The 16,210-nt window shown below is 60.7% G+C and carries 13 protein-coding genes; 9 read left to right on the forward strand and 4 right to left on the reverse strand.

Annotated elements, in window-relative coordinates; all coding sequences use genetic code 11:
- The 3 genes from AO065_RS27545 to AO065_RS24575 all read right to left on the reverse strand — a co-directional run.
- Positions 1 to 630 (reverse strand): pyridoxal-phosphate dependent enzyme (locus AO065_RS27545; protein ID WP_122857102.1); only part of this gene is annotated, 630 nt, incomplete at its 3' end.
- Between the two features lie 581 nt (positions 631 to 1,211).
- Positions 1,212 to 2,252, reverse strand: a complete 1,041-nt coding sequence (locus AO065_RS24570) for an AraC family transcriptional regulator (protein WP_004884536.1) — start codon at positions 2,250 to 2,252, stop codon at positions 1,212 to 1,214.
- 2 nt (positions 2,253 to 2,254) lie between these two features.
- Complete coding sequence (locus AO065_RS24575) at positions 2,255 to 3,397, reverse strand: carbon-nitrogen hydrolase family protein (RefSeq protein ID WP_004884535.1); 1,143 nt, start codon at positions 3,395 to 3,397, stop codon at positions 2,255 to 2,257.
- A 222-nt stretch (positions 3,398 to 3,619) separates the two neighbouring features.
- On the opposite strand from AO065_RS24575, the gene AO065_RS24580 reads away from it, so the two are divergent.
- The 5 genes from AO065_RS24580 (at position 3,620) to AO065_RS24600 (ending at position 10,994) form a co-directional block, all read left to right on the forward strand.
- Positions 3,620 to 5,659: an NADPH-dependent 2,4-dienoyl-CoA reductase gene (locus tag AO065_RS24580; RefSeq protein ID WP_004884534.1), complete on the forward strand. Its 2,040-nt coding sequence runs from the start codon at positions 3,620 to 3,622 to the stop codon at positions 5,657 to 5,659.
- A 51-nt stretch (positions 5,660 to 5,710) separates the two neighbouring features.
- Positions 5,711 to 6,646 carry a 1-aminocyclopropane-1-carboxylate deaminase/D-cysteine desulfhydrase gene (locus AO065_RS24585; RefSeq protein WP_004884532.1) on the forward strand — a complete coding sequence of 312 codons (936 nt, stop codon included), beginning with the start codon at positions 5,711 to 5,713 and terminating at the stop codon, positions 6,644 to 6,646.
- A 120-nt stretch (positions 6,647 to 6,766) separates the two neighbouring features.
- Positions 6,767 to 8,113, forward strand: coding sequence for an MFS transporter (locus tag AO065_RS24590; RefSeq protein ID WP_004884530.1), 1,347 nt, complete (start codon positions 6,767 to 6,769; stop codon positions 8,111 to 8,113).
- Between the two features lie 392 nt (positions 8,114 to 8,505).
- Complete coding sequence (locus tag AO065_RS24595; protein ID WP_004884529.1) at positions 8,506 to 9,714, forward strand: MFS transporter; 1,209 nt, start codon at positions 8,506 to 8,508, stop codon at positions 9,712 to 9,714.
- The gene (locus AO065_RS24600; protein WP_004884528.1) at positions 9,714 to 10,994 is read left to right on the forward strand and encodes an arsenic transporter; all 1,281 of its coding nucleotides are present in this window, start codon (positions 9,714 to 9,716) and stop codon (positions 10,992 to 10,994) included. Before AO065_RS24595 ends, AO065_RS24600 begins: the two co-directional genes overlap by 1 nt.
- On the opposite strand, the gene AO065_RS24605 is transcribed toward AO065_RS24600, so the two are convergent.
- Entirely contained in the window at positions 10,960 to 11,943 is a 984-nt protein-coding gene (locus tag AO065_RS24605) for a DUF1853 family protein (protein WP_004884527.1), read from the reverse strand. The two genes, AO065_RS24600 and AO065_RS24605, sit on opposite strands and share 35 nt — an antisense overlap.
- 333 nt (positions 11,944 to 12,276) lie before the next feature.
- Here AO065_RS24605 and AO065_RS24610 point away from each other — a divergent pair, with 333 nt between their 5' ends.
- The 4 genes from AO065_RS24610 (at position 12,277) to AO065_RS24625 (ending at position 16,189) form a co-directional block, all read left to right on the forward strand.
- Complete coding sequence (locus AO065_RS24610; protein WP_032651727.1) at positions 12,277 to 13,362, forward strand: GGDEF domain-containing protein; 1,086 nt, start codon at positions 12,277 to 12,279, stop codon at positions 13,360 to 13,362.
- Positions 13,363 to 13,458: 96 nt separating this feature from the next.
- Positions 13,459 to 14,349: an NAD(+) kinase gene (locus tag AO065_RS24615; protein ID WP_004884525.1), complete on the forward strand. Its 891-nt coding sequence runs from the start codon at positions 13,459 to 13,461 to the stop codon at positions 14,347 to 14,349.
- Entirely contained in the window at positions 14,349 to 15,320 is a 972-nt protein-coding gene (locus AO065_RS24620) for a metallophosphoesterase (RefSeq protein WP_004884524.1), read from the forward strand. The genes AO065_RS24615 and AO065_RS24620 overlap by 1 nt, the downstream gene beginning before the upstream one ends.
- A complete protein-coding gene (locus tag AO065_RS24625) occupies positions 15,317 to 16,189 on the forward strand; it encodes a rhomboid family intramembrane serine protease (RefSeq protein ID WP_004884523.1) in 873 nt (290 codons plus the stop codon). The genes AO065_RS24620 and AO065_RS24625 overlap by 4 nt, the downstream gene beginning before the upstream one ends.
- The last annotated feature ends 21 nt before the right edge of the window (positions 16,190 to 16,210 follow it).

A 16,210-nucleotide genomic window follows, 5' to 3' on the forward strand; every position in this document is an offset into this window, starting at 1 on the left:
CTCGACGCCGATCACCTTGATCTCGGGCCGCAAATACTTCACGTAGGCCGCAATCCCCGCGATCAGTCCGCCGCCGCCCACGGGCACGAAGATCGCGTCCAGTTGGCCCGGCTGCTGACGCAGGATTTCCATGGCCACCGTGCCTTGCCCGGCAATGGTGTCGGGGTCGTCGTACGGGTGGATATAAACAAAACCCTGCTCGTCGACCAGCTTCAGCGAATACGCCAGCGCCTCGGGAAACGAATCGCCATGCAGCACCACGGTCGCCCCGCGTGAGCGCACGCCCTCGACCTTGATTTCAGGCGTGGTGCGCGGCATCACGATCGTCGCCTTGATGCCCAACTCCCGCGCCGCCAGCGCCAGCCCTTGCGCATGGTTGCCCGCCGAAGCCGTGACCACACCGCGCGCTGCGTCTTCAGCGGTCAGTTGCGCCAGCTTGTTGTAAGCGCCGCGAATCTTGAACGAGAACACCGGCTGCAGGTCTTCGCGCTTGAGCAGCACCTGGTTGCCGAGCCGCTCGGAGAGCTGGCGCGCGCCGTGCAGCGGCGTCTCGATGGCGACGTCGTAGACGCGGGAAGTGAGGATTTTGCGGGCGTAGTGATTGAGCAGATCGGGCTGGCCATGACTCATCGCGTCGTGTCCTTGCAGATCGTTGTTTCGCAGGAGGCGTTGCAGGAAGAGGCAATAATCGAGTGCGCGGCTGCAATGAGGGCGATAGAGCGATGGATAGCGATCATGTCTGACTCCTGTTGAGCATTAGTGGCTCTGGAGGCAGAAAAAAACCCGCCTCCAGGGCGGGTTTTTTTGAAAACGTCGGCTAACCCGCCATGACTGGAATGACGGTAATAATAATCTGGCCTAGGTTTTGCTGGATGAGGTTCATGTGGCCGAGGGTAGGGCGGCCGGGGCAATGAAGTCAAGGCTTGATTGCCAACATCCCGAGGCGTCCGGCTTCTGAAGATCCTGTCAGGCTTTTCGTTTATTGATGGGTATCAACATTTTTATTTCACATTGGCACTTTAATGTTGATCCAACGGTCAGTTATTCCAGCTTTACTGACCGTCGTAACCGACCTTGGTAAAACCACTGCATGACTCAATCAGCCGGAGGGCGAAGAAATGGATGAATATCAGGAAGAACTGCTCGAATATCGCGCATCGGAGCTGGACCCGGTAGAACCGGCCGATGACGCTACCGAACTGTGAAGGGCTTCAGGCACTTCGACGCTGGCTGCGGCGGAACTCCCCCGGAGTCTGTCCGTTCCAGCGTTTGAAGGCGCGTTGAAAGGCTTCGGCCGACGCAAAACCCAGCAGATAGGCAATCTCCCCGAACGCCAGTTCAGTGTCGCGAATATACGTCATCGCCAGATCACGTCGCGTGTCATTCAGGATCGCGCGAAAACGGGTCCCTTCTTCGGCCAGCTTGCGGCGCAGTGTCCAGGTCGGCAACTTAAGCCGCGCAGCCACTTCCTCCAGGTCCGGTTCCCTGCCTCCGCTCAATAAAGGTCCCAGCAACTGAGTGATGCGTTCACGCAGACTGCGTGTGCGGGTCAATTGATCCAGTTCCTTCTCGCACAACTGCAGCAGATGCCGCCAGGTGCTCGGGCAATGGTCGGGATTCTTCAGTGCCAGACAGTCCAGATCCAGCCGAAGCTGGTTGGTGGTCGCACCGAACGCAATCGGGTTGTCGCTCAGATGTGCGTACTGCGCGGCGTATTCTGGTGCGTCGAACTCGATTTCGACCCGTTGAGCGCGCAGTTGGCGACCGGCCAGTGCTGACAGTTGCGCGACCCACCCGCTCAGGATCGAATCCACGACAAAGCGGTTGTAACTGTTATAGGGGCTGATTGAATAGAAGCGTATCCACGCCCCGCCAGCCTCTTCATGAAAGCTCGACTGGCCCCGATAGTTTGCGCCGTACAGAGGCTCGAAGCGGATCATGGTGCGGGCTGCCTCGCGTACATTCGGCGCCTGGGCTGCGGTGACACCGGCAAGCCCTGCCTGACCGAGCCTGCTCAGCGCCCCCATGCGCAACCCCAGGCCCGGTTGGTTGGTAAGCCGGATGGCGGCGTGGCCCAGGCGCATGTAGCGTGGAATCGACAGCCGTGCACCGGCTTCGCTCAGGCGGTCTGCATCCAGACCGTATTGTTCGAGCAGCAGGTCGGGGTCGTGCCCGAAACTGCGTACCGCGTCGGTCAGGCTCTGTACGAAACCCACCGAGAGATCGCCCAGGCGCAGGGTCAGGTTCGGCATGTTCAGAGCCAGACGTTGATCAGTCGGGCACCGCCGTCAGCAGCATTGTCCAACGGTTGCTCGGTAATGGTCTGACCGCTGCGGCTGACAAAGCTCTGCCCGGAGGTGCCGTGATTCCAGAATTGCCCGTGCATGAACACGCTGATACCGGCCCTGGCGGTGCTCTGTGGTTCGCGTGCGATGAGGGTCAGGCGGTGCCAGGCTTCTTGTTCGCTCAGGCTGCCGGGCTCAAGGTCCAGTCTGGGCGTGTCGTGCGTGCGGGTGCCATGCCACGCACCCGACCAGCTGTTTTTCCCGTTTACAAAGGCAGGTACAACGATCAACTCGACGTTTTGCTGATTCATCCGTGCGTAATTATCGGGGTACCAGCTGTCGGTGCCGATGAGGATCCCCAACCGGCCGGCCGGCGTGTCGATCACATTGATCCGGGAGTCGCCTGCCGCTTTGACGTAACGCTTATGGTAGCGGCTGGTAAACAGCTGGCGTTGGGGCTGGCCCAGCGGCTTGCCGTCACTGCCGAAGGTCACGCTGCTGTTGTACAAGGCGCCGCTGCCGATCTGCAACTGCCCGTCTTCCACGCGAGGGTTTGGCAGCACGATGGAGCCTGCCACCAGCGTTACCTCGAATTCCTTGGCCAGCCCGCCGAAAACGTTCTGGTAATCGCGCACCATGGAGCGCGCCTTCATCCGCAGACGGGCATCGTCCACACGTTTTTCGCCCTCGGCAGTCATCATCGCCGTGACGAATTTCAGGGGATTGCTCCAGGCCAGCCAGTCCATGGACTCGTCCACGGTGGCAGCCTGATAGAACTGGTTCTTCTCACCACTGGCATACAACCAGGTGCCGATGTGCTCAGGCAGTACGACGATAGTCCGGGCATTGAGCAGTCCCTGGTCGCGCGCTTGCTGCAGGTAGGCTGCCAGTTTGCGATGCAGATGCGACAGGTCCTGATAATCGGTGGGAAACAGCTCGGGCTCGATGCCCAGCAGGTTTCCCCGCTCGCCGGGCTGCCCTTCATTGATGGCCAGGCGGATGCGCAGATCCGACAGGTAATGCCCCATCGGACGCTGCTCGGTCCAGAGTGCGTAACTGACAAGGCTGGCCAGGCTCACCAGAATAAGGCACGTGGCAAAGAATTTACGCATAAGAGGGGCGCACGGCTGCCTGAGTGAAATAGTCGACTAGGGTAGGACTACACCCGGCGCTTGCCAAGGGGTGCTGCGCGTTTGGATCAATAACTTGTCACTTTCGGTCATTGAGTGTGATCGGGCGGCTCTTTACTGTTGCGCCATAGAGGGTCTGCAGGATCCTGATGAAGAGGGCACGCAGAGGTCCTCTACCCGTGATTGAAACGATGGAGCTCCGCCATGACTGCTGCTCATTACCCGCATCTGCTGGCCCCGCTGGATCTGGGCTTCACCACGCTGCGCAACCGCAGCCTGATGGGCTCGATGCACACCGGCCTTGAAGAGAAACCAGGCGGTTTCGAGCGCATGGCGGCGTACTTTGCCGAGCGTGCACAGGGTGGTGTGGGCCTGATGGTGACGGGTGGCATCGCGCCGAACGAAGAAGGCGGCGTCTACGAGGGTGCAGCCAAGCTCACGACCCCGGAAGAAGCCTTGCAGCATCGCGTCGTGACCCAGGCGGTTCACGAGGCAGGCGGCAAGATCTGTCTGCAGATTCTGCATGCCGGGCGTTATGCGTACAGCCGCAAGCAGGTCGCGCCCAGTGCGATTCAGGCACCGATCAACCCGTTCAAGCCGCGTGAACTGGACGAAGAGGGCATCGAAAAGCAGATCAGCGATTTCGTGACCTGCTCGACCCTCGCTCAGAGCGCAGGCTATGACGGCGTGGAGATCATGGGGTCGGAAGGTTACTTCATCAATCAGTTCCTGGCCGCGCATACCAACCACCGTACCGACCGCTGGGGCGGCAGTTACGAAAACCGCATGCGTCTGGCGGTCGAGATCGTGACGCGTGTGCGTCAGGCCGTCGGCCCGAATTTCATCATCATCTTTCGCCTGTCGATGCTGGACTTGGTCGAAGGCGGCAGCACCTGGCAGGAAATCGTGCAACTGGCCAAGGCCGTCGAACAGGCGGGCGCGACGATTATCAACACCGGTATCGGCTGGCACGAAGCGCGGATTCCGACCATCGCCACCAAGGTCCCACGCGCCGCGTTCAGCAAGGTCACGGCCAAGCTGCGTGGTTCGGTGAACATTCCGTTGATCACCACCAACCGGATCAACACCCCGGAAGTCGCTGAACGGATTCTCAGTGAAGGCGATGCGGACATGGTCTCCATGGCGCGGCCTTTCCTGGCTGATCCGGAATTCGTCAACAAGGCTGCCGCCGGGCAGGCAGAACTGATCAATACCTGCATCGGCTGCAATCAGGCGTGTCTGGATCATACCTTCGGCGGCAAGCTGACCAGTTGTCTGGTCAACCCGCGCGCCTGTCACGAAACCGAACTGAATTATCTGCCCACCCGACAGATCAAGAAGATCGCCGTTGTTGGCGCAGGTCCTGCCGGGCTGGCGGCGGCCACCGTGGCTGCCGAGCGCGGACATCAGGTGACCCTGTTCGATTCCGCCAGCGAAATCGGTGGTCAGTTCAACATCGCCAAGCGCATTCCGGGCAAGGAGGAGTTTTCCGAAACCCTGCGCTATTTCACTCACAAGGTGCAGGACACCGATATCGACCTGCGTCTGAATACTCGCGTGACTGCGCAGGACCTGTTGGGCGCGGGCTTTGACGACGTCATCCTGGCCACCGGCATCGCTCCGCGTACACCGGCCATTCCCGGTATCGACAACCCGAAGGTGCTCAGCTATCTGGACGTGATTCTGCAGCGCAAGCCGGTAGGGCGCAGCGTGGCGGTGATCGGCGCGGGTGGTATCGGTTTCGACGTGTCGGAGTATCTGGTCCATCAGGGTATCGCCACCAGTCTGGATCGTGAGGCGTTCTGGAAAGAGTGGGGCATCGACACCACGTTGGAAGCGCGCGGTGGCGTGGCGGGGATCAAGCCGGAAGTTCATGCGCCGGCGCGTCAGGTTTTCCTGTTGCAGCGCAAGAGCTCCAAGGTCGGCGACGGTCTGGGCAAGACCACCGGCTGGATTCATCGCACGGGCTTGAAGAACAAGCAGGTGCAGATGCTCAACAGCGTTCAGTACCTGAAAATCGACGATGCCGGTTTGCACATCCGCATCGGCGAAGAGGGTGAGGAAAAGCTGTTGCCGGTGGACAATATCGTGATCTGCGCCGGGCAGGACCCGTTGCGTGAACTGTATGACGATCTGGTCGCGGCGAAGCAGAGCGTGCATCTGATCGGTGGCGCGGACGTCGCAGCCGAACTGGACGCCAAGCGGGCGATCGATCAGGGCTCGCGGCTGGCCGCCGGGCTGTGACATCGCTCGCGGGCAGGTAAACTGCGGCTCGTTTCATAACCGGCCTTCACCATGATCCGCGATGCCCTCGACTGGCAACCCTTTGCAGCGCTTGAACCCCTCGACTTCGACTGGCTGCAACAGGCCGGGGTCGAGGTCAAGGTTTTGCGTCTGGACCTCATCGACCCGCTGATCAGCGGCAACAAATGGTTCAAGCTGATCGGGCACCTGACTCAGGCTGTCCGCGTCGGGGCAACGGGTGCGATCAGCCTGGGCGGTGCCCACTCCAACCATCTCCACGCGCTGGCCGCAGCGGGCAAGCGCTTTGGCTTCCCGACCGTCGGCCTGTTGCGCGGTCATCCGCAGGAAACCCCAACCGTGCTCGACCTGCAAGCCTTCGGCATGCAGTTGCACTGGCTCGGTTACGCCGGTTATCGCGAGCGTCATGCGGCTGATTTCTGGCTTCCCTGGCAGGCGAGCCATCCGGCGCTCTACCCGATCCCTGAAGGTGGTGGCGGTTTGCCGGGCACCGTGGGCTGCGCCCGGCTGTTGTCGTTGGTTCGCAGCCAGCTCGGGCAATCGGGGTGGGACGATTATCACGGCTGGTGGCTGGCCGCCGGGACCGGCACGACGATGGCCGGACTGGTCATCGCCGAGCAGGGTAGCCATCCGGTGTATGGCGCGATGGCGGTGCCGGATGATCATGGCGTCGCGCAGAACGTTGTGACATTGGCCGGTGATGACAAGCCCGGCTGGCAGTTGCTCGATGCCAGCCGAGGCGCGTTCGCCAGAACCGACCCCCTGTTGCTGGAATTCATGACCCAATGTGAAACGCAAAGTGGCGTGCCGCTTGAGCCGATCTATACGGGTAAAGCCTTGCTGGCACTGCATGACGAAGTGCTGGCTGGCCGCTTCAAGCCCGGCACCCGTCTGGTTTTTGTCCATACCGGTGGGTTGCAGGGCAGACGTGCGATGGGGCTAAAGCCCGCGCCAGAGCCTTTGGCATGAAACCTGTACCGAATGCGTCGAGGCGTCGGCTCTGACTATGCGGATGACTGTTCTGGACTGAGGTGTCCGGGTCGCTGTCTCGATAATCGATCCATTCCAGATCAATACGCCGAGGTCAGCATGACAACTACCGCCGCAGAACACGTGGATCCTGCCACGCTGAGAAAAGTCATCGTGGCCGCTGCCATTGGCAACTTTGTCGAATGGTTCGACTTTGCCGTCTATGGCTTTCTGGCCACCACCATCGCCTTGCAGTTCTTCCCCAGCGGCGACACCAGCGCCGCGCTGTTGAAAACCTTCGCCGTATTTGCCGTGGCGTTTGCGTTCAGGCCGTTGGGCGGCATCTTTTTCGGCATGCTGGGTGACCGAATCGGCCGCAAGCGGACGTTGGCCATGACCATTCTGCTGATGGCGGCGGCAACAACACTGATCGGTTTGCTGCCCACGTACGCCGCCATCGGTGTGACCGCGCCGATTCTTCTGACCATCATCCGCTGCGCTCAAGGCTTTTCGGCGGGCGGTGAATATGCCGGTGCCTGCGCCTACCTGATGGAGCATGCTCCGCGTACGCAACGCGCCTGGTATGGCAGTTTCGTCCCGGTCTCGACGTTTTCCGCCTTCGCGGCGGCGGCCGTGGTGGCTTACGCGCTTGAGGCTTCGTTGTCCGCTGAAGCCATGGGCAGTTGGGGCTGGCGTCTGCCGTTCCTGATCGCCGCGCCGCTGGGGCTGGTCGGTTTGTACCTGCGCTGGAAACTGGACGAAACCCCGGCGTTCCAGGCGGTAACCAAGGAGCACGCGATCGCTCATTCACCGCTCAAGGAAACGCTGCGCAACCACGCAGCCGCTATCTGTTGCCTGGGCGCGTTCGTGTCGCTGACGGCGCTGTCGTTCTATATGTTCACCACCTATTTTGCGACCTATCTGCAGGTGGCGGGCGGATTGAGTCGGGCGTCGGCGTTGCTGGTGTCTTTGATTGCCCTGGCGTTTGCCGCCGCGATCTGCCCGCTGGCCGGGGCGTATTCTGACCGGGTAGGGCGTCGCGTCACCATGGCCACGGCTTGCATACTGTTGATGCTGGTGGTGTTCCCGTCGTTTTTGATGGCCAGTTCCGGCTCGTTCGCAGCGTCGGTGATCGGCGTGATGCTGCTGGCGGTCGGCGCGGTGCTGTGTGGTGTGGTTACGGCAGCGCTGCTGTCGGAGACGTTTCCGACCCGCACGCGATACACCGCGTCGGCCATCACCTACAACATGGCCTACACGCTGTTTGGCGGCACCGCACCCTTGATGGCGACCTGGCTGATCAGCACGACCGGCAGCAACCTGTCCCCGGCGTTCTACCTGATTGCCGTGGCGGTGATGGCGATGGTGGGCGGTCTGGCCCTGCCCGAGACTTCCAGGGTTTCGTTGCATGATGTGGCGGTTGCGGATAACGGGGCTGCAGTGGCTTCGGCTCAGACGCATGCGTAACGTCTGCTTACGGATGTGACGCGGAGCGTCACGGGAGGCATGTCCACGCGGAGCGATGGGCACGATAAGCCAAGTCACTGATCACCGATCGTTACCACGCTCCGCGTGGTAATGCATTTCAGGACGCTCCGCGTCCCGGCGTGCACTCAGATATACCCCGTTTGATCAGACCTATTGGGACGCAGAGCGTCCCGAGCGGCATGCCAACGCAGAGCATTGGCATGATCACTCAAATACCTTGTCCTTCCCAGTGGCTGAACCGGTTTACAAAAACGCAACAAAACGTGGCACACCTGCTCCAAAAAATGGCACATTGGCGCGCCCTGGTACGCGTGACACATCTTGTAATCATCCGTCCGGGGACACCCGAAAATCTTTTATGGATGAATCCCATGGCGACCAGTGCTCAGCCAGGTGCGGCGACGGCCACGACAACCCCACAATCCAGCCCGCTGGTGATGCGCATCATCGGTGCGGTTGCACTCGCGCACCTGATCAATGACCTGATCCAGGCGATCCTGCCGTCGATCTACCCGATGCTCAAGGCCAGCTATGACCTGAGCTTCACCCAGATCGGCCTGATCACCCTGACGTTTCAGATCACTGCGTCGCTGTTGCAGCCTTGGGTCGGTTATTACACCGACCGCCATCCCAACCCGCTGGTGTTGCCGGTGGGTTCGATCTGCACCCTGATCGGCATTGTGATGATGTCGATGGTCGGCACATTTCCGCTGATTCTGCTCGCCGCCGCGCTGATCGGCATCGGTTCGTCCACCTTTCACCCGGAAGCCTCGCGTATCGCGCGGCTGGCCTCGGGCGGGCGTTACGGGCTGGCGCAGTCGACGTTCCAGGTGGGTGGCAACACCGGCTCGGCGTTCGGCCCGTTGCTGGCGGCGGCGATCATCATCCCGTTCGGGCAGGGCAATGTGGCCTGGATCGGCCTGTTCGCGTTGTTTTCCCTGGGCCTGCTCTACGCGATCAGCCGCTGGTACCGCGCGCACCTGAACCTGTTCAAGCTCAAGGCCGGGCAGGCCGCCACGCACGGTCTGTCGAGAAACCGGGTGATTGCCTCGCTGGGTGTGCTGGCGTTTCTGGTGTTCTCCAAGTTCTTCTACATGACCAGCCTGACCAGCTATTTCACCTTCTACCTGATCGAGAAGTTCGACCTGTCCGTGGCCAGTTCGCAGTTGCATCTGTTCCTGTTTCTGGGCGCGGTGGCGGCGGGGACGTTCTTCGGCGGCCCGATTGGCGACAGGATCGGCCGTAAGGCGGTCATCTGGTTCTCGATCCTCGGCGCCGCGCCTTTCACCCTGGCGCTGCCTTACGCGGACCTGTTCTGGACCAGCGTGCTGAGCGTGATCATCGGCTTCGTGCTGGCGTCGGCGTTTTCCGCCATCGTGGTCTACGCCCAGGAACTGGTGCCCGGCAACGTCGGCATGATCGCCGGACTTTTCTTCGGCCTGATGTTCGGCTTCGGCGGTATCGGCGCAGCCTTGCTCGGCAGCCTGGCCGACAGCCACGGCATCCTCTTCGTTTACAACCTGTGTTCGTACCTGCCGCTGCTTGGCATTCTCGCGATCTTTCTGCCTCGGACTAAATGATGCTAATAGCAACGCTGATCTTCCTGTTCACCATCACGCTCGTCATCTGGCAGCCCAAAGGGCTCAGTGTCGGATGGAGCGCAGTGCTCGGGGCGGGTCTGGCGTTGCTGACCGGCGTGGTTCATCTCAGCGATATTGCAGTGGTGTGGGGCATCATCTGGAATGCCACTGCCACTTTCATTTCGCTGATCATCATCACGTTGCTGCTGGATGAGGCGGGTTTCTTTTCCTGGGCGGCGCTGCACGTGGCGCGGTGGGGCAATGGCAAGGGGCGGCGTCTTTTCGCATTCTTCGTATTGTTCGGCGCACTGGTGTCGGCGCTGTTCGCCAACGACGGCGCGGTGCTGATCCTGACGCCGATCGTGATCGCGATGATGCTGGCGCTGCGCTTTTCCCCGGCCTCGACCCTGGCCTTTGTCATGGCTGCCGGATTCATTTCCGACACTGCCAGCCTGCCGCTGGTGGTGTCGAATCTGGTGAACATTGTGTCAGCGGACTATTTCAAGATCGGCTTCAACCGCTATGCGGCGGTGATGGTGCCCGTCAACCTGGTCAGCGTTGCGGCCACGCTGGCGGTATTGATGCTGTATTTCCGTCGTGACATCCCGCGTGACTTCGATCCCGAGCAGCTTGAGAAGCCGGAAACCACCATCAAGGACAGGGCAACCTTCATGGCTGGCTGGTGGGTGCTGCTGATCCTGCTGGTGGGCTGTTTCGCACTCGAACCGCTGGGGATTCCGATCAGCGCGATCTCGGCGACCTGCGCGGTGCTGTTGCTGGGCATCGCCGCCAAGGGCCATACGATTTCCACGCGCAAGGTCGTCAAGGAAGCACCGTGGCATATCGTGGTGTTCTCGCTGGGCATGTATCTGGTGGTCTACGGCCTGCGCAACGCCGGACTGACCGGTTATCTGGCCAGTCTGCTGGACTGGTTCGCCGGTTACGGTATCTGGGGCGCGGCGATGGGCACGGGTGTGATGACCGCGTTCCTGTCGTCGATCATGAACAACATGCCGACGGTCCTGATCGGTCTGTTGTCCATCGAAGGCAGTCATGCGACCGGTGCCATTCAGGAAGCGATGATTTACGCCAACGTGATCGGCAGCGACCTGGGACCGAAAATCACCCCGATCGGCAGTCTGGCAACCCTGCTGTGGCTGCACGTGTTGCAACGCAAGGGCATCACCATCGGCTGGGGTTATTACTTCAAGGTCGGCATCGTGCTGACCTTGCCGGTGTTGCTGATCACACTGGCGGCGCTGGCAGTGCGATTGGGTTGAACGGATGGCTGGTGTCGGCCAGGTTCGGCCACAGGTCCGACACCAGAAACAATCGCTCGGCTTCCTCCCATTCGCCCTCGGCGTTTTCGGTCAGGCGCACCAGCAGCTGCGCCGGTGCCAGCGGGTCGAGCTGGGTCAGCCAGTCCTGTAACTGTTCACCGCTCCACGCCTGTCGATAGTGCGCGGGTGCCAGCCAGGCGTGGCGGGGCAGCGGTTGCCAGCGACCTGTTTCGCTCTGGCTCATGAACCGCTCCCAGTCGCGCTGATGCAGCCAGCGGCCTTTCAAATGCTGAAGATGCGCTCCCGCAGGTGGATCGGCAGATCCCGGCCAAGGGTAGAGCAGATACCCACCCAGCCACAGCTCGGCGCTGAATGTCTCGATGCCCAGAGCTGCGAGGGTCGAGCGACTTTCTGGCCGTGAAGAGATCGGCAGTTGATGCTGGCTCAGGTGCGCCAGCTTGCGATCCAGCCGGTCGTGACAGCCAGGGCCCAGCCATTGCGCCGGGTCACTGCCGTCGCCGTCCTGCGGGCCGAGATACAACTTGATCGCCAGCTCTACGTGATGCACGCCGTCACGGTCGCGCAGCAGCATATCCAGTTCGCCCAGTGTCTGACCGTCCAGGCGGATCGGCAGGTTGGCGGCGATGATCTCCACGCCCGGCGCGTGCTGCACTGCGAATTGCCAGAGTCTTTCGTAATAACGCCCCAGACGGCGCGTGGAGGCCTGCGCGATCCAGTGCTCCAGCTCCCGGCTGTCCTGATCCAGTTCACGCAGGAAATCGGCCAGTCGTTGTGGCGCCTCGACCCAGTCGCTCCCGGCCAGTGGATGGCGTTGCGGCCAAGGCGTGGCATCAAGCATGGGCGGCGCCAGAATGACCCACGCAAGGTCGCGCACCTCAGGGTGTCGCAACTGACGCGGCAGGTCGATCAGATCGGGGAATAAAGTCATGTATCGAGAATAGCCCGAGTCGGGTATGGCAGGTCGAGTGTTTTATCAGACGCCAGGTGGATATTTTTCACACCGCAGGCGATCAATTCACTATCACGCTGTCAGGTCTGCCAAAGCGATCATTGCCTCGTAACAATTGCTTCGTAGCAATTCCTTCGCAGCAATTGATTCGTAACAATGACAGGCATATCTTGATGCTGGCATTTTAATGCGAGTTTGTATTCAGGCGTTGAATTGCAACAGGTTTGAAAGTCCCTTGTGCTGTCAACAGGATGGCACAGCGAACGGGGCAATATGTGTCGTGATCAGGGTTTGGAAGGCCTGGAGTTTTCAATGAATGCTGAAATGCAGGCCCGGATAAAGAATCTTCTCTCACCTGCCGTTGCACTTGCGCAATGCCTGGCGATCCTGTGCTGGGTCATTGTTCTGCTGGTGACGCCGGGCGTCCAGTACGGCGTTCTGGAAATCGCGCTTACCCTGGGGCTTCTTTCTATCTGTGTGGTGCAATGCCGAGCAAGGAATTTCAAGGTCTGGCGGCTGGCAGGCGTTCTCTTCGTGATCATGGTCGCCTGCTGTTTTGCCAGAGCCAGTCAGTTGAACAGCGCCATGGGCATCAATTGGGCATTGCCCATTGCCGTGATGATTATTCTGGGGTCGACATTGTTGATGGTTTATACCCGGGATTATGTAGTCGTGACGATGCTCTCCTGGATCATTCTCTCTCCCGCGCGTGGTATTGAACCCGGCGCGGTGGCTTATATATTCATCGCGCTGTTGTTTATTGCATCGACCAGCCTCGGCATTCTGCTCAATCACACCTACACCCGGACGATTAGAAATGTACTGTCGCTGGAAAGCCGCTTTCGCGAACTGTCATTGACTGATCACCTGACGGATATATTGAATCGTCGCGCCCTGATGGAGTCGCTTGAATATCATCTGGATGCCCGAAGTGCCGGTTATTTTCTGATGCTGGATATTGATGACTTCAAGCGGGTCAATGACGAGTCCGGCCATGACGTCGGTGATAACGTGCTGCGATACATGGCCTCGTGCCTCAAACGAACGGATGGCAGCCTCGCGTATGGCCGTCTGGGCGGTGAGGAATTCGGCGTGATCCTGCCGGTCTGCGGCGAGCACCAGGCGCTGGACTATGTGAGCCGCCTGCTGGACACCATCAGGCAATCAGCGACCGGTTACCCCTTCACCTGCAGCGCCGGGCTGGCTGAAATCGACGCCGAATCGACCGCTTTTCAAGTGATCAAGACGGCAGACGTCAACCTGTATCAGGCCAAGGGGGCAGGCAAGGACATGGCCTTCTGGAAAAATTCGCCGCTGGCTGACTCGACGGCAGGACGCTTTTACGCCGAGCGTGATCAGGTGCAGGGGCTGGTGCCGTCTCCCGGTCTGGAGCCCTGAAACGGCGCCTGCTGCTGCACGTCCGTTTGCCGCTGCGCGGTGCTTTCGCCCATAATCCCCTTTTCCAAGCCGTCTCGAACCCGCAGCAGGAGTCTCATGGAGCAATTTCGCAATATCGGCATCATCGGCCGCCTGGGCAGTGTTCAGGTGCTCGATACCGTGCGCCGACTCAAGAAATTCCTGTTGGACCGGCATCTTCACGTCATCCTTGAAGAGACCATCGCCGAAGTGCTGCCGGGTCACGGCCTGCAGACCTCGTCGCGCAAGATGCTCGGTGAAGTCTGCGACATGGTGATCGTGGTCGGCGGCGACGGCAGCCTGCTGGGTGCTGCCCGGGCGCTGGCCAGGCACAACGTGCCGGTTCTGGGTATCAACCGGGGCAGCCTGGGTTTCCTGACCGACATCCGTCCCGACGAGCTGGAGGTCAAGTGCGCCGAAGTGCTGGACGGGCACTATCTGGTCGAAAACCGTTTTCTGCTGCAGGCCGAGGTTCGCCGTCATGGCGAGGCAATCGGGCAGGGCGATGCGCTTAACGACGTGGTGCTGCATCCCGGCAAATCGACCCGGATGATCGAATTCGAGATCTACATCGACGGCCAGTTTGTGTGCAGCCAGAAGGCCGACGGCCTGATCGTTGCCACCCCGACCGGTTCGACAGCCTATGCGTTGTCGGCAGGCGGCCCGATCATGCACCCCAAACTCGACGCTATCGTTATCGTGCCGATGTACCCGCACACCTTGTCCGGCCGGCCCATCGTGGTCGATGGCAACAGCGAGCTGAAAATCGTGGTGGCCAAGGACATGACGATCTATCCGCAAGTCTCCTGTGACGGGCAGAACCACTTCACCTGCGCGCCCGGCGACACCATCACGGTCAGCAAGAAACCGCAGAAGCTGCGCCTGATTCATCCTCTGGACCATAACTACTACGAAGTCTGCCGCACCAAGCTCGGCTGGGGCAGCCGGCTTGGTGCTGGAGGCGACTGATGATCGATCCGGCGCGTGGCTACGATCTGATCGGTGACGTGCATGGGTGTGCTCATACCCTGGAGCATCTGCTGGAGCTTCTCGGTTACCGCCTCCAGGCTGGCGTGTGGCGCCACCCTGAACGCATCGCGATCTTTCTCGGTGACATCATTGACCGCGGGCCTCGCATCCGTGAGTCGCTGCATATCGTTCATGACATGGTCCAGGCCGGTCAGGCGTACTGCATCATGGGCAACCATGAATTCAACGCACTGGGCTGGGTTACGCCGGCGTTGCCGGAAAGCGGCCACCGCTTCGTGCGTGAGCACACGCCGCGTCACGCCAAGCTGATCGGCGAGACGCTGGCGCAGTTCGAACAGCATCCCGATGAGTGGAAAGCCTTCGTCGAGTGGTTCTATGAGCTGCCGCTGTACCTGGATGCAGGGCGTTTCAGGGTGGTGCATGCCTGCTGGGATGCGACCCTGATCGATCCGCTACGCGGTCTGCACGGCACCGGTTGCATCGATAAACACTTCGTCCAGGCCTCGGCCGTGCCCGGCAGTTTTGCCAGCAATGTGTTCAACCGCCTGCTGCGCGGCACCGACATGCGCCTGCCGCACGGTCTGACCCTGACCGGTGGCGACGGCCTCACCCGTGCCTTCTTCCGCACCAAGTTCTGGGAAGACGATCCGCAGACCTACGGCGATATCGTGTTCCAGCCCGATGCGCTGCCCGAGGGCGTTGCCAAGACGCCGTTGTCCACTTCCGAAAAGAACGCGCTGCTGCGTTATGGCAGTGACGAACCGATGCTGTTCGTCGGTCATTACTGGCGCAGCGGCATTCCTGCGCCCATTCGGCCGAACCTGGCCTGTCTGGATTACAGTGCCGTGCTCTACGGCAAACTGGTCGCTTACCGACTGGATCAGGAAACACACATCGATCCGGACAAATTTGTCTGGGTCGACGTACAGCGTCCCGAGGTTTCACGATGAGCCCTGTTGCAGCCCTGCGTCTGCCGTTGAACGCTGACCTGAGCGGTTTCGTGACCCTGTTGCAGCGTATGCAGATTCCGCACCGGGTCAGTGAGGAAGTGGGCGAACAGGTACTGTGGGTGCCGGATGCGGGAGAGTTGGTGCAAGACGTCCGAGAGCTGTACGAGCGCTTCCCCCAGGGTGACGAAGCCTTTCAATTGCCCGGCAGCACTCAGGCTCCGGTCACCGGTGGTCCCGGTGTGATGCATCAGTTGCGACGTTGCCCGGTGACCGCGCTGGTGCTGCTGGTCACGTTGCTCGTCGCCGGTCTGACCTTGCTGGGCGACAATCTGGAAGCCATTCGCTGGCTGACGTTTCTGGACTTCCGTGTTCAGGGTGATTACGCCACCTTCTTGCCGCTGGATGACATGCTTGCCAGTGGTCAGTGGTGGCGGATCGTATCGCCCATGCTGATTCACTTTGGCATCCTGCATCTGGCCATGAACGGCATGTGGTACTGGGAGCTGGGTCGGCGGATCGAGATTCGTCAGGGCAGCTGGCAGTTGTTGGGTCTGACGCTGCTGTTCTCGGCAGTGTCCAACTATGTTCAGTACCTGTCGTCCGGTCCAAGTCTGTTCGGTGGGCTTTCCGGTGTGCTTTATGGTCTGCTCGGCCATTGCTGGATTTTCCAGATGCTGGCGCCCAATCCTGTCTATCGCCTGCCGCGCGGCGTGCTGGTCATGATGCTGGTCTGGCTGGCGCTGTGCATGTCCGGTCTGGTGAGCATGCTCGGCTTTGGCGAAATCGCCAACGGTGCCCACGTCGGTGGCCTGATCATCGGTTGTATTACCGGCCTGCTGGGTGGTGCGCTCGCGCGCCGCAAGGCCTAAAATTGCCCGCTATTTTCTGGA

The organism is Pseudomonas viridiflava (genome assembly GCF_001642795.1).
In the GTDB taxonomy this organism is placed as follows: domain Bacteria; phylum Pseudomonadota; class Gammaproteobacteria; order Pseudomonadales; family Pseudomonadaceae; genus Aquipseudomonas; species Aquipseudomonas viridiflava.

Excerpts from the sequence above, each read along its gene's own strand:
- AO065_RS24605 (WP_004884527.1), bottom strand. The coding sequence starts at position 11,943 with ATGACTTTATTCCCCGATCTGATCGACCTGCCGCGTCAGTTGCGACAC.
- AO065_RS24575 (WP_004884535.1), bottom strand. The coding sequence starts at position 3,397 with ATGCGTAAATTCTTTGCCACGTGCCTTATTCTGGTGAGCCTGGCCAGC.
- AO065_RS24620 (WP_004884524.1), top strand. The coding sequence starts at position 14,349 with ATGATCGATCCGGCGCGTGGCTACGATCTGATCGGTGACGTGCATGGG.
- AO065_RS24590 (WP_004884530.1), top strand. The coding sequence starts at position 6,767 with ATGACAACTACCGCCGCAGAACACGTGGATCCTGCCACGCTGAGAAAA.
- AO065_RS24610 (WP_032651727.1), top strand. The coding sequence starts at position 12,277 with ATGAATGCTGAAATGCAGGCCCGGATAAAGAATCTTCTCTCACCTGCC.
- AO065_RS24615 (WP_004884525.1), top strand. The coding sequence starts at position 13,459 with ATGGAGCAATTTCGCAATATCGGCATCATCGGCCGCCTGGGCAGTGTT.
- AO065_RS24625 (WP_004884523.1), top strand. The coding sequence starts at position 15,317 with ATGAGCCCTGTTGCAGCCCTGCGTCTGCCGTTGAACGCTGACCTGAGC.
- AO065_RS24580 (WP_004884534.1), top strand. The coding sequence starts at position 3,620 with ATGACTGCTGCTCATTACCCGCATCTGCTGGCCCCGCTGGATCTGGGC.
- AO065_RS24595 (WP_004884529.1), top strand. The coding sequence starts at position 8,506 with ATGGCGACCAGTGCTCAGCCAGGTGCGGCGACGGCCACGACAACCCCA.
- AO065_RS24585 (WP_004884532.1), top strand. The coding sequence starts at position 5,711 with ATGATCCGCGATGCCCTCGACTGGCAACCCTTTGCAGCGCTTGAACCC.
- AO065_RS24600 (WP_004884528.1), top strand. The coding sequence starts at position 9,714 with ATGCTAATAGCAACGCTGATCTTCCTGTTCACCATCACGCTCGTCATC.
- AO065_RS24570 (WP_004884536.1), bottom strand. The coding sequence starts at position 2,252 with ATGCCGAACCTGACCCTGCGCCTGGGCGATCTCTCGGTGGGTTTCGTA.